The sequence below is a fragment of the Actinoallomurus liliacearum genome, from assembly GCF_039542035.1.
Taxonomy (GTDB): domain Bacteria; phylum Actinomycetota; class Actinomycetes; order Streptosporangiales; family Streptosporangiaceae; genus Actinoallomurus; species Actinoallomurus liliacearum.
Map to the genome: position 1 here is coordinate 613,333 of NZ_BAABHJ010000005.1, position 12,636 is coordinate 625,968.

The window sequence follows — 12,636 nt, forward strand, 5'->3', positions numbered from 1 at the left end:
TGCCGCACCGGAAGGTGGCCTCATGCTGACCGCCCTCATCGCGATCCCGGCCGTGGGCGCACTGCTCGTCGCGCTGCTGCCGAAGGGCCGTGACGCGCTGGCCAAGCAGGTCGCGCTCGGCATCACGCTCGTCGTGGCGGTGCTGTCCATCGTCATGGCGGTGCAGTTCAAGACGGACGGCGCGCGCTTCCAGTTCACCGAGAAGTACTGGTGGATCAAGCAGTTCGGCGTGCACTACGCGGTCGGCGTCGACGGCGTCGCCCTCGTGCTGATCCTGCTGTCGACGATCCTCGTCCCGCTGGTCGTGCTGGCCTCCTGGAACGACGCGGACCGCTCGGGCGGGGTCGACGCCCCGCCGAAGCGCTCGGTGAAGACCTACTTCGCGCTGCTGCTGGCGCTCGAGGCGATGATGGTCGGCGTCTTCGCGGCGACCGACGTCTTCCTCTTCTACGTCTTCTTCGAGGCGATGCTGATCCCGGTGTACTTCATCATCGGGTCCTACGGCGGGCCGCAGCGCTCGTACGCCGCGGTGAAGTTCCTGCTGTACTCGCTGTTCGGCGGCCTGCTGATGCTCGCCGCGGTGATCGGCCTGTACGTCGTGTCGGCGAACGCGGGCCACGGCACCTTCCTGTTCGACGAGCTGCGCAACCTGCACATCGCGCCGACCACCGCCAAGTGGCTGTTCCTCGGCTTCTTCATCGCCTTCGCGATCAAGGCGCCGCTGGTGCCGTTCCACACCTGGCTGCCGGACGCCGCGGGCCAGGCCCCGGCCGGCGCCGCCGTGCTGATCGTCGGCGTGCTGGACAAGGTCGGCACGTTCGGGATGCTGCGGTTCTGCCTGGAGCTGTTCCCGGGCGCCTCGAAGTGGTTCACGCCGGTGGTGCTGACGCTGTCGGTGATCGGCATCGTGTACGGCGCGGTCCTCGCGATCGGCCAGGTCGACATCAAGCGCCTGATCGCCTACACGTCGGTGTCCCACTTCGGCTTCATCACGCTGGGCATCTTCGCGATGACCTCGTCGGGTCAGAGCGGCGCGACGCTGTACATGGTCAACCACGGGTTCTCGACCGGTGCGCTGTTCCTGCTCGCCGGGTTCATGATCTCCCGTCGCGGGTCGGCGCGCATCGACGCGTACGGCGGCGTGCAGAAGGTCGCCCCGCTGCTGGCCGGCACCTTCCTCGTCGCGGGCCTGTCCGGTCTGTCGCTGCCGGGTCTGTCGAGCTTCGTCTCGGAGTTCATGGTCCTGGTCGGCACGTTCTCCCGCTACAAGGTGCCCGCGGTCATCGCGACGGTCGGCATCATCCTCGCCGCGATCTACATCCTGTGGATGTACCAGCGGACGATGAACGGCCCGACCGCCGAGGCGGTCAAGGGCATGAGCGACCTGTCCAAGCGTGAGCTGATCGTGGTGGCGCCGATCGTCGCGATCATCGTCGCGCTCGGCTTCTACCCGAAGCCGGTGCTGGACGTCATCAACCCGTCGGTCAAGCAGACCCTGGTCCAGGTCCACAAGCAGGACCCGAAGCCGACGGTCGCCGAGAAGGGAAGCCACCAGTGACACCCGTCTACATGGCGGCGGGGGACATCCCGACCCCCCACATCGAGTACGGGCGGCTCGCTCCGACCCTGATCGTGCTCGGCGCGGCGTGCCTCGGTGTGCTCGTCGAGGCCCTCGCGCCGCGTACGCAGCGGTACGGGCTGCAGGTGCTGGTCTCGGTCGTCGGCCTGGTCGGAGCGTTCGCCTGGACGATCGCGCTCGCCCTCGGCGACCAGCCGCACCACGTCGCCGCGATGGGCGCGATCGGCGTCGACGGACCGACCCTGTTCATCCAGGGCACGATCCTCGTCCTCGCCCTGATGTCGATGCTGCTGATCGCCGAGCGGACGCACGAGGACAGCCCGTTCACGGCGCAGGCCTCCACGGTCCCCGGCAGCCCGGAGGAGCGCGAGAGCCTTGTCGCGGGCCTCGTGCAGACCGAGGTCTTCCCGCTGGTGCTGTTCGCGGTCGGCGGCATGCTGATCTTCCCGGCCGCCAACGACCTGCTGACGATGTTCGTGGCCCTGGAGGTCCTGTCGCTGCCGCTGTACCTGCTGTGCGGTCTGGCGCGGCGCCGTCGCCTGCTGTCGCAGGAGGCCGCGGTCAAGTACTTCCTGCTCGGCGCGTTCTCCTCGGCGTTCTTCCTCTACGGCACCGCGCTGCTGTACGGCTTCGCCGGCTCGGTGCGGCTGTCGGACATCGCGGCGGCGATCAGCAAGCAGGGCGGCACCGAGCCGCTGCTGCTCGCGGGCGTCGCGCTGCTCGCGGTCGGCCTGCTGTTCAAGATGGGCGCCGCGCCGTTCCAGGCGTGGAAGCCGGACGTGTACCAGGGTGCTCCGACGGCGATCACCGCGCTGATGGCCTCCTGCACCCTGGTCGCCGCGGTCGGCGGTGTGCTGCGGGTCTTCTACGTCGGCCTGGAGACGCTGCGCTGGGACTGGCGGCCGATGATGTGGGCCGTCGCGATCCTCACCATGCTGGTCGGCGCGATCGTCGCGATCACGCAGACCGACGTGAAGCGCATGCTGGCGTACTCCTCCATCGCGCACGGCGGATTCCTGCTCACGGGCGTCATCGCCACCAACAAGGCGGGCCTGTCCAGCACGCTGTTCTACCTCGCGGCGTACGGCTTCACCACCGTCGGGGCGTTCGCGGTCATCACGATGGTCCGGGACGCGGGCGGCGAGGCCGGGCACCTGTCTCGCTGGGCGGGCCTGGGCAAGCGTCAGCCGCTCGTCGCCGGAACGTTCGCCTTCTTCCTGCTGGCGTTCGCCGGTATCCCACTGACCAGCGGGTTCACCGGGAAGTTCGCGGTCTTCCAGGCCGCGATGGCCGGCGGCGCGATGCCGCTGGTGATCGTCGGTGTGGTGTCCTCCGCCATCGCCGCGTTCTTCTACGTCCGGGTCATCGTGCTGATGTTCTTCAGCGAGCCGCTGGCGGACGGGCCGAGTGTGGCCTTCAGCCCGACCACCGCGACGGCGGTCGCAGTTGGGGCGTTCGTTACCCTGGTCCTCGGCGTGATTCCCGGCCCCGCGCTGCACCTGGCGCAGTCGGCCGCAAATCAGCTGTTCGTCCGCTGAAACTGGGGAGAAGTCTGTGAGTAGTGCCCTTCTGGGCCTTCCGGCCGTCGATGACACACTCGCAGCAGGCATCCAGGAGAGACTGGCCGAGGTCGAGGAGGCGCTGCGGGACGCGGTGCAGAGCGACTACGCACTGATCACCGACGCCTCGCGGCACCTCACCGACGCGGGCGGCAAGCGGTTCCGGCCGATGCTGGTGCTGCTGGCCGCGCAGTTCGGCGACCCGGCCGCGCCCGGGGTCATCCCGGTCGCGGTCGTGGTGGAGCTGACCCACCTGGCGACGCTCTACCACGACGACGTGATGGACGAGGCCGTGATGCGCCGCGGCCAAGCCTCGGCCAACAACCGGTGGAACAACACCATCGCGATCCTCACCGGCGACTACCTGTTCGCCCGCGCCTCGGACATCCTCGCCGACCTCGGGCCGGAGGCGGTGCGCATCCAGGCGCGGACGTTCGCCCGGCTCGTGCGCGGGCAGATCCTGGAGACCGCCGGCCCCGCCGCCGGCACCGATCAGCTCGACCACTACATCGAGGTCATGGCGGGCAAGACGGGCTCGCTGATCGCCGCGTCCGCGCAACTGGGCGCCCTGCTCGCGGGGGCCGGCCCGGAGATCGTCGAGACGCTCACCTCGGCCTGCGAGAAGATCGGCGTCGCGTTCCAGCTGTCCGACGACATCCTCGACATCGCCTCGGAGTCGGAGGAGTCGGGCAAGACGCCGGGCACCGACCTGCGCGAGGGCATCCGTACGCTGCCGGTGCTGCACGTGCTGCGCTCGGTTGCGGACGAGGACGCCCGGCTGCGCGAGCTGCTCGACTCCGACCTCACCGACGACGCGCGGCACGCGGAGGCCCTGACCCTGCTGCGCGCCCACCCGGCGATGGACCGGGCCCGCGCGGACCTGCGCCGGTGGGTCGACGAGGCCCGCGCCGAGCTGCTGACCCTGCCGGACGTACCCGCGCGTGCGGCGTTCCTCTCCCTCTGCGACTTCGTCCTCACCCGCACCGCGTAGGCCGCCGAGCCACCGGCGGCGGTCACAGCGCTTCGGTCATCATGACGCCGCCGCCGCCGCTCGCGCGCGACGGCGGCGGACGGCGCCCCTCAGCCGCGTCGGCGGCGGACGAGCAGCATGCCGGCGGTGCCGAGCAACAGCACCGCCATGCCCGCGATGATCGCCACGAACGGCAGCTTCGAGTCGTCATGACTCTGCGAGGCCGTGGGCGTTGCGCTGAGGCTGCTCACGGCCGGGTGCGGGGACGCGGTGTGCCGCTCCGCGGGCGGCGACGCGACCGGCACCGACGTGTGCGGGCCGGTCTTGCCGACCCTCTCCGTCACCACGACCTCGCCGTGGACCGTACGGCCGGCTCCGCAGGACGCGACGATGGCGTACTTGCCCGGCGACAGGTCCTTCTTGATCCTCGGGTCGCCCTCGCCGGTGTCCGCCTTGCCGTACAGGGCGACGTCGCGCGTGAACGCCAGGGACTTGGCGATGTGGGTCGTCGGCCCGACGCTGCAGTCGGGCACGGAGATGTGGATTCGCTGCCCGGGACGCGGTGAGTGCGGTGAGACGGCGATGCCGTCCGCGGCGGCGGGCGCGGCGCCCAGACCGGTCGCCGCTACGGCCACGACGGCGGCCGCGACGGCCTTGGGAACTGGTCGCACTGCTTCCTCCTCGGAGCCTGCCGGCTCTCGGGTCCATGTCCGGTCTGGGCCAAGTCCACTCCGGGACCTGCAAGTTACTGCATACCTTGATCAAGCGTGGAGATGTTAGGGCTACGCTATGGGTTCGCTTTGCCGGTGTTAGCAATTGTGATGGACGGGGTGACTGGTGCGGGCGACGCGAATCATGCCTATTGTCCTGATTCCGGCGGCATTGGTCGCAGTCGCGGGACCGGCGCTCGCACGATCGGGTCATGGGGGCGGCACCTCGGTCAGCGTTCAGGCGGACGACCCGTACGGCGTCTCCGACCCCGCCACGCTCGCGTTCTGGACGCCGAAGCGGATGGCGGCGGCCACGCCGCTCGACGGACGCCCGACCCAGGCGGCCAGTGGCAAGATGGGCGTGGCGTCCAGCCGGCCGACCGCCAAGACGTGGACCGGCAGCCCCGTCGTCGGTGCGCTGTTCCTCAGCAACGGAAGCGGCAGCCACTACTGCACCGCCAGCGTCGTCAGCACGCCCAAGAAAAGCCTGATCCTCACCGCCGGCCACTGCCTGTACGGCACCAACGGCTGGGCGAAGAACATCGTCTTCGTGCCGCGCTACAGCAAGACCAAGGGCGCCCGCCCGTACGGCGCGTGGACCGTCAAGTACATGTACGTCGACTCGCGCTGGAAGAAGAAGCGCGACCCGGACCTCGACTTCGGCTTCGCGGTGGTCGGCACGCGGAACGGCAAGCCCATCGCGAGCGTCGTCGGCGCGAACCGGCTCGTCATCAACCAGGGCTACACGAACCGGGTCCGCGTCATCGGATACCCGATGAAGAAGTACTCCTCCGTCGACAAGCCGATCTACTGCAACGTCACCACCCACAAGGCGTTCAAGTATCAGATCTACTTCGACTGCAACGGCTTCTACGGCGGCACGAGCGGCAGTCCCTGGATCAAGAACTACAACACCACCACCCGGCGTGGCGACGTCCTCGGGGTCATCGGCGGCTACCAGGAGGGCGGCAAGTACGACTGGCGGTCGTACGCCTCCGTCTTCGACAAGGACGTCAACAACCTCTTCACGACGGCCAAGAAGCACGGCTGAATCGCGACACGGCTCGGGAAAACCCGGCGGCGGCGCGGCGATGATGCAATAGTTCCTCTTCGTGTACGCGTGCGCACGGAGGGTGGGTCCCTGGTGAAGACCACACGACTGCTCTGTGCCGTCCTGGCCGGCCTGACGCCGCTCACCCCGCTCCCGCGTGCCTCGGCCGTCGGCGGGCACGCCGTGCACGCCGTCACCTTCGTGGACCGCACCGCCGGAACGCGCAGCGCGGCCTACTGGACCGAGCGGATGATGGCGACCGCGACGCCCGTCGACGCTCGCCTGACGCGGCAGGCCGGGCCGCCCGACGCCATGCCGGCGGCCGGTTACACCGGCGGCAGCCGCGTCGTCGGGGCGCTGTTCCTCAGCAACGGGACCGGCCGGCACTACTGCACCGCCAGCGTGGTCGGCTCCGCCAAGCGGAACCTTTTGATCACCGCGGCGCACTGCCTGTACAGCCCGAGCGGCCACGCGTGGAACCGGAACCTCGTCTTCGTGCCGAAGTACAGCCGCGGCCGCCGCCCGTACGGCACCTGGCCGGTATGGCTGATGGTCGCCGACCAGCGCTGGATCGACCACGGCGACCAGGACGCCGACGTCGCGTTCGCCGCCGTGCAGGAGATGAACGGCCGGCGCATCGCCGACGTCGTCGGGGCGAACGAACTGCTGATCAACACGGGCTACGCCAACCGGGTCACGGTGATCGGTTACCCGTCGCGGGCGAACGACCCGAGTGACCGGCCGATCCGCTGCACCGGCCCGACGTACCGGTACGCCGACGCCCAGCTCCGGTTCGACTGCGGCGGCTTCACCGGCGGCACGAGCGGCAGTCCGTGGATCTCCGACTACGACGACCAGGCGCAGCGCGGTTACGTGATCGGCGTGATCGGCGGCTACCAGAAGGGCGGCGACACCGACTGGCGGTCCTACAGCCCCCTGTTCGACGACGACATCGGCCGCCTCGCCGTCACGGCGAACGACCAGGCCTGAGCCGCGGGTGCTCCGCGGTTTGCTACTGACGGCGGCCCTGTCCTCCATGACGGTGCCGGTCGCCGCGGCGAACGTCGCGGGGATCCGCGCGGTCGGCCACGTCGCACCGGACGCGGCGCGGGACGCCGCGTACTGGACCGTCTCCCGGATGGCGGCCGCGACTCCGCCGGAGGTCCGGTCGGGACACCACGCGCCCGGACCGCCCGCGGGCATCCCCCGGGCCAGGCCGGGCGGCGGCAGCCGGGTCGTCGGCGCGCTCTTCTACCGCAACGGACGTGGCGACCACTACTGCACCGCCAGCGTCGTCCACACGCCGAAGAAGGACCTCATCCTCACGGCGGCCCACTGCCTGTACGACCCGGGCGACCGGGCCTACGCGACGCACATCGCGTTCGTCCCGGCGTACCGCACCGCGCGGCCCCACCCGTACGGCGTCTGGCCAGTCCGCAGGACCTGGCTGGACTCGCGCTGGACGAGCCACGGCGACCGGGATCTCGACTTCGGCTTCGCGGCGCTGGGCAGGGTCGGCGGCCGCCACATCGTCGACGTCGTCGGCTCGAACCGGCTCCTGGTCGGCCAGGGGTTCACCAATCGGGTGACGGTGATCGGGTACCCGGTCAAGGCCCACAATCCGGCCGACCGGCCCATCTGGTGCGCGAACCGGACGTTCAAGCTGTCGCGGCACCAGGTCGGCTTCGACTGCAAGGGCTTCTACGGCGGCACCAGCGGCAGCCCGTGGATCGTCCGGTACGACAACAGGACGCAGAGCGGCATGGTCATCGGGACGCTCGGCGGGCACCAGCGGGGCGGCTCGACCCACTGGCGTTCCTACAGCGCCCTCTTCGACGGCGACATCTCCAAGCTGATCGCCAAGGCCGACGAAGAGGCCTGACTCAGACGGCCTCGGGCACCGGCTCGGGCCGGAGCGCCGCGCGCCGCTTCGACCGGGCCGCGCGCAACCCGTCCGCGGTGAGCATCGCCAGGGCCGCCCAGACCAGCAGGAAGCCGACCCACCGGCTCGCGGGCATCGCCTCGTGCTGGACCAGCAGGCCGATCAGGAACTGGATGACCGGCGCGAGGTACTGCAGCATGCCGATGACGGTCAGCGGCACTCGCGTCGCCGCGGTGTTGAACAGCATCAGCGGGATCGCCGTGACCACGCCCGCGCCGACGAGCAGCGTGACGTGCCCGGCTCCGTGCCCGGTGAAGGTCTGGTGCGGCGCGAGCAGCGTGTACGCCAGCGCGGGCACGAACAGCACCGCCGTCTCGATCGTCAGGCTCTCCGCCGACCCGGTCGCCGCGAACTTCTTGACGAGGCCGTACGTGCCGAAGCTGCCGGCCAGCAGCAGCGCGATCCACGGCAGCCGGCCGTAGTCCGCGGCGAGCACGCCGACGGCGACCACGCTGACCCCGATCGCCGCCCACTGCCACGTCCGCAGCCGCTCGCGGAAGACCAGGACGCCGAGCAGCACGCTGACCAGCGGGTTGATGAAGTAGCCGAGGGCCGCCTCGATCGTGTGCCCGCTGTTCACGGCGTAGATGTACGTTCCCCAGTTGACCGTGATGATCAGTGCGGCGAGGGCCAGCAGCAGGATCCGCCGCAGTCCCATGGTCCGCAGCCACGTCCAGTGCCGGCGCACGGCCAGGATCACGACGACGGCCACCAGCGACCAGATCATGCGGTGGGCGAGGATCTCCAGCGCCCCGGCCGGCTTGAGCAACGGCCAGTAGAGCGGGAACAGTCCCCACATCGTGTACGCCGCGATGCCGGACAGAATGCCACGACGGGTATCAGCCACGGCCGAATCATATCAAGCCGTAATTAGCGTAAACGCTTCACGGTAATGTCAAGCGCTGCTTCACAGACGGGGGTCCGTTTGCGCCGAGGGATACCCTGCAAGGGTGTTCGGATTCGCAAAGACGACGATGGTGACCCCCGAAGAGGCCCTCCCGGGCCGTGACACCCCCATGCCGGTCGCCGAGCGGCACACCGTGCTCGGCACCCCGCTCGCACCGCCCTACCCGCCGGGCACCGCGATCGCCGAGTTCGGCGAGGGCTGCTTCTGGGGCGTCGAGCGCGCCTTCTGGAAGATCCCCGGCGTCGTGTCGACGGCCGTCGGCTACGCCGGCGGCTACACCCCCAACCCCACCTACGAAGAGGTCTGCTCCGGCCGCACCGGCCACACCGAGGCCGTGCGCGTCGTGTACGACCCGGCCAAGATCTCCTACGACCAGCTGCTCAAGGCGTTCTGGGAGGGCCACGACCCGACCCAGGGCATGCGCCAGGGCAACGACGTCGGCAGCCAGTACCGCTCGGTCATCTTCTACCGCGACGACGCCGAGCGCGACGCCGCCCTCGCCTCCCGCGAGTCGTACCAGAAGGTCCTGAACGCCGCGGGCTACGGCGAGATCACCACCGAGATCGTCCCCGCCGGTGAGTTCTACTTCGCCGAGGACTACCACCAGCAGTACTTGTCGGACGCCAAGAACCCGAACGGCTACTGCGGCGTCGGCGGCACCGGCCTCACCTGCCCGGTAGGCGTGGCGCGCGCCGAGTAAGTCACCTGCTCCGAAGGCTCCCGAGGGCCGGCAGGAAGGCTCGGTCTCCTCGCCGGCCCGAGATCGGGCCGGAGTGGCCATACCCCTCGGACGCCGAGAGCCTCGGTGAACTGTCATGGTGTGTGGCGGCACCGACCTGCCGGTCCGGTAGGCACCAGGAAGCTGGACGGCTGAGGCTGATCGATCGGCTGCGGCGACCCGAAAGTGTTCGGTACATTTAGTTTCCTCGAAATCGAACAAACTAAGGGTCGGCTATGCCGCGGGGACGTCCATCGCGTATCACGGTGTATCAGCGGCTGGAAGAGGCCGTAGCAGAGCTGCGCGAGCGGCTGGGCGGGCTGCCGACACCGGCTGAGGCAGAGGACATCTGGTCCGATATCTGGCACCAAGAGGCGCACAACAGCACCGCCATCGAGGGAAACACGCTCGTTCTGCGGGAAGTCGAGCGGCTCTTGGAGGAGGGCAAGGCCGTAGGCTCCAAGCCCCTCCGCGACTACATGGAGGTACGCGGCTACGCGGACGCGGCGCACTGGGTCTACGGACAGGCGCTCGAACCGGGGGAGTGGAACAACGGCGAACTGCTGACACTCCATGAGGTGCGCTCGGTACATCACATGGCGATGACGCCGGTATGGACGGTGGACCCGCACCCCCACGCGACCGATGCCGAGGGGCCGGGCTGCTTCCGTCGACACGAGATCGCCCAGTTCTCAGGTGGCATGAAGCCGCCTGCCTGGAACGAGATCGATTCCCTCATGCGTCAGTGGACCGATGATGTGAACGCTTTGCGGTACCCGAGCGGAGCGCCGTTCCCTGAAGTACTGGCGCGTGTACACAACGCCTTCGAACGCATCCATCCGTTCCTGGACGGAAACGGTAGAACGGGCCGACTCCTGCTCAATCTGCTGCTCGGCCGATTGGGCTACCCGCCTGCGATCATCTACAAGCGAGATCGTGAAAGGTACCTCAAAGCCATGCGGCGAGCCGACTCCGACGATTACGGCCCGCTCGGAGAACTGATCGCCAGGAGTGTCACCGCGAACCTGCATAGGTTCGTCATCCCGGCGGTGGCGGGACCCGCACGTCTCGTCCCTCTGGCGGCGCTCTCGGCGCCAGATCTCAGCGAGAACGCGTTGCGAGTCGCTGCGATCCGTGGTCGGCTGCGTGCGGTCAAGGGGGACGACGGCATCTGGCGGAGCAATAAGAACTGGGTAGACCAGTACCGGGCCAACCGCTACAAGCGAAGGAGCTGACTGGCTCAAGATGAACGATTACGCCGCAAACGACTACCACCAGCAGTACTTGTCGGACGCCAAGAACCCGAACGGCTACTGCGGCGTCGGCGGCACCGGCCTCACCTGCCCGGTGGGCGTCGCCCGCGCCGAGTAGGCAGCGGACGGACGTGGACAGGCCGGGCTGGTACGGAGTCCGTTGCGTCATCCGCTGGCCGCAGAATACGGCGTACGAGGAGAGCATCACCGTCTGGCGCGCGGCGTCCTTCGGCGCGGCGATCGAGAAGGCGGAGACCGAAGCGCGTGACTACGCGGCAACGTGTGGTGGCGAGTACACCGATCTGGCCCAGGCGTTCTTCATCGGCGACGAGAACCTGATCACGGACGGTGCCGAGGTCTTCTCGCTGATCCGGCGAAGCGGCCTGGGACCCGACGACTACCTCACCACGTTCTTCGACACAGGCGATGAGCATCAGGGCACATCGCGTGAACCCTGAAGCCGGCAGGGTCCTCTATGTGGTCGTCTGTGCGGCTTCTGTGGCCTCGGACGTTGAGGACCTGGTGCTTCTTGCTCAGGCGGCGGGATGGCGCGTCTACGTGATCGCCACTCCGCTGGGCCTGCGCTTCATCGATGCCGACCGGCTCGCCTCGTTGACCGGCGAGCCGGTACGGAGTGTCAATCCGCTCAAAGCGTGGAGATGGTGTGATGTCACTTCGGTCCTGAGCCGATCGACACATCACGATGACGCTCAGGAGCGTGATCGCGCTCCTGCGGCACCCAGCGTTCGCTGTTCGGTATTGACCGAACAGCGAACGCTTGGAATGCTGGACTGCATGGATCCTGCGGCTCTGGCCGTCGACGCCTTCGCGCAGTTGGGCATCGACGCCCGACTGCCTGTTGACGCATCCGATTGTGGTGCCGATCTCGTGCTGGACCCGGACGGTATCGGGTTCAAGGTCCAGGTGAAATATCGCGCTTTGGTGACCGACGATGTGGCGGAGCGGCTGCTGTTGGAGACGATGCAGCGAGATGCGGCTCTCCTAGTGGTCGCCGACCGGGTGACCGATGTGGCGCGCGCGGTGCTGACATCCCGGCGTGCGGGCTACCTCGACTTGCGGGGTCGGCTGGCACTCCGTACGGACCGCCTCGTGATCGACGCCGAGGTTGAGCCGGTGAAAGAGCGGGCCGGGCGCACCGGCGCACTGAGCGGCAAGGCGGGGCTGGAGGTCGCGACAGCACTGCTGATGCATCCCGAGCGAGCGGTGGTGGTACGCCAACTGGCACGCGAACTGGGGCGATCACCCAGTACGGTCTCCGAGGTCCTTGCCGCTCTACGGCAGGACAACCTCATCGATCCTGGCAACGCGGTCACCGGTTCGCAGCTGTTCTGGCAGGTTGCCGACCGATGGCCCACTTCACGGACCTATCTCGCCCGGCCGCCGATGCCCGGTGAGGCGAGCTTGACCGCCCCGCTGCGACTCGGCCTCGATGATGTCGAGCACATGTCCGGGTGGGCGTTGACCGACTCCGCTGCTGCGGTCGCCTACGGTGCACCCTTGGCATTTCGCTCTGATCAGGTGCTCGATTTCTACGTGCCCGATCACTCTGTCGTCCGGCGTGCGACGACTCTGCTCGGAACCGCCGGCGGCACCTCGCACGCACGGGCCACAGTGCGCGCTGCCCCCGTGCCCGCGGTCGTGCAGGGGAGAATCAACCTGGAGACGAACGCGCTTGAGTGGCCTCTCGCGCATCCGCTGTTCGTCGCGCTGGATCTGGCCCAGGACGTTGGCCGGGGCCGCGAGATCCTCGCCGCCTGGACTCCTGATGATCGGTGGACTCGTGTCTGGTAGCCGCGTCACCTTCGTGGGCGATGCGATGGCCGCAGTCGTCCAGGGTGTCATCGAGGTCCGTACGCTCATCGGCCAGCCACCCGTCATCGTCGGTGGGCTCGCGGTCCTGTCGCGCTTGTCGAGTCCCTATCGTGC

12 protein-coding genes and 1 pseudogene are annotated in these 12,636 nt (G+C 68.7%); 11 read left to right on the forward strand and 2 right to left on the reverse strand.

Annotated elements, in window-relative coordinates:
- Window positions 1-22 precede the first annotated feature (22 nt).
- From ABD978_RS10680 to ABD978_RS10690, 3 genes are read left to right on the forward strand one after another with little or no spacing between them, the layout of a single operon-like run.
- Window positions 23-1,558: an NADH-quinone oxidoreductase subunit M gene (locus ABD978_RS10680; RefSeq protein WP_345352336.1), complete on the forward strand. Its 1,536-nt coding sequence runs from the start codon at window positions 23-25 to the stop codon at window positions 1,556-1,558.
- Window positions 1,559-1,569: 11 nt separating this feature from the next.
- Window positions 1,570-3,117 (forward strand): NADH-quinone oxidoreductase subunit NuoN, encoded by a 1,548-nt coding sequence (gene nuoN, locus ABD978_RS10685; RefSeq protein ID WP_345353678.1) that lies wholly within the window; start codon window positions 1,570-1,572, stop codon window positions 3,115-3,117.
- 16 nt (window positions 3,118-3,133) lie between these two features.
- Complete coding sequence (locus ABD978_RS10690; RefSeq protein ID WP_345352339.1) at window positions 3,134-4,129, forward strand: polyprenyl synthetase family protein; 996 nt, start codon at window positions 3,134-3,136, stop codon at window positions 4,127-4,129.
- Window positions 4,130-4,218: 89 nt separating this feature from the next.
- On the opposite strand, the gene ABD978_RS10695 is transcribed toward ABD978_RS10690, so the two are convergent.
- A complete protein-coding gene (locus ABD978_RS10695) occupies window positions 4,219-4,779 on the reverse strand; it encodes a hypothetical protein (RefSeq protein ID WP_345352342.1) in 561 nt (186 codons plus the stop codon).
- Window positions 4,780-4,990: 211 nt separating this feature from the next.
- Between ABD978_RS10695 and ABD978_RS10700 the strand changes: the two genes are divergently transcribed.
- The 3 genes from ABD978_RS10700 (at window position 4,991) to ABD978_RS10710 (ending at window position 7,751) form a co-directional block, all read left to right on the forward strand.
- The gene (locus ABD978_RS10700; protein WP_345352345.1) at window positions 4,991-5,869 is read left to right on the forward strand and encodes a trypsin-like serine peptidase; all 879 of its coding nucleotides are present in this window, start codon (window positions 4,991-4,993) and stop codon (window positions 5,867-5,869) included.
- Window positions 5,870-5,962: 93 nt separating this feature from the next.
- Complete coding sequence (locus ABD978_RS10705) at window positions 5,963-6,859, forward strand: trypsin-like serine peptidase (RefSeq protein ID WP_345352348.1); 897 nt, start codon at window positions 5,963-5,965, stop codon at window positions 6,857-6,859.
- A gap of 46 nt (window positions 6,860-6,905) precedes the next feature.
- On the forward strand, window positions 6,906-7,751 hold the full coding sequence (locus tag ABD978_RS10710) for a trypsin-like serine peptidase (protein WP_345352351.1): 846 nt from the start codon (window positions 6,906-6,908) through the stop codon (window positions 7,749-7,751).
- 1 nt (window position 7,752) lies between these two features.
- Here the strand turns inward: ABD978_RS10710 and rarD are convergent, their stop codons facing one another.
- Window positions 7,753-8,658 (reverse strand): EamA family transporter RarD, encoded by a 906-nt coding sequence (gene rarD / locus ABD978_RS10715; protein ID WP_345352354.1) that lies wholly within the window; start codon window positions 8,656-8,658, stop codon window positions 7,753-7,755.
- A 103-nt stretch (window positions 8,659-8,761) separates the two neighbouring features.
- Between rarD and msrA the strand changes: the two genes are divergently transcribed.
- The 5 genes and pseudogenes from msrA to ABD978_RS10740 all read left to right on the forward strand — a co-directional run bounded on the left by msrA (window position 8,762) and on the right by ABD978_RS10740 (window position 12,501).
- Window positions 8,762-9,418 (forward strand): peptide-methionine (S)-S-oxide reductase MsrA, encoded by a 657-nt coding sequence (gene msrA / locus ABD978_RS10720; protein WP_345352357.1) that lies wholly within the window; start codon window positions 8,762-8,764, stop codon window positions 9,416-9,418.
- Between the two features lie 284 nt (window positions 9,419-9,702).
- Window positions 9,703-10,671: a Fic family protein gene (locus ABD978_RS10725; RefSeq protein ID WP_345352360.1), complete on the forward strand. Its 969-nt coding sequence runs from the start codon at window positions 9,703-9,705 to the stop codon at window positions 10,669-10,671.
- 19 nt (window positions 10,672-10,690) lie between these two features.
- A pseudogene (locus tag ABD978_RS10730) lies at window positions 10,691-10,807 on the forward strand (peptide-methionine (S)-S-oxide reductase MsrA); the annotation flags it as partial.
- Between the two features lie 13 nt (window positions 10,808-10,820).
- Window positions 10,821-11,147 (forward strand): hypothetical protein, encoded by a 327-nt coding sequence (locus ABD978_RS10735; RefSeq protein ID WP_345352363.1) that lies wholly within the window; start codon window positions 10,821-10,823, stop codon window positions 11,145-11,147.
- Window positions 11,137-12,501 carry a helix-turn-helix domain-containing protein gene (locus ABD978_RS10740; protein ID WP_345352366.1) on the forward strand — a complete coding sequence of 455 codons (1,365 nt, stop codon included), beginning with the start codon at window positions 11,137-11,139 and terminating at the stop codon, window positions 12,499-12,501. The genes ABD978_RS10735 and ABD978_RS10740 overlap by 11 nt, the downstream gene beginning before the upstream one ends.
- The last annotated feature ends 135 nt before the right edge of the window (window positions 12,502-12,636 follow it).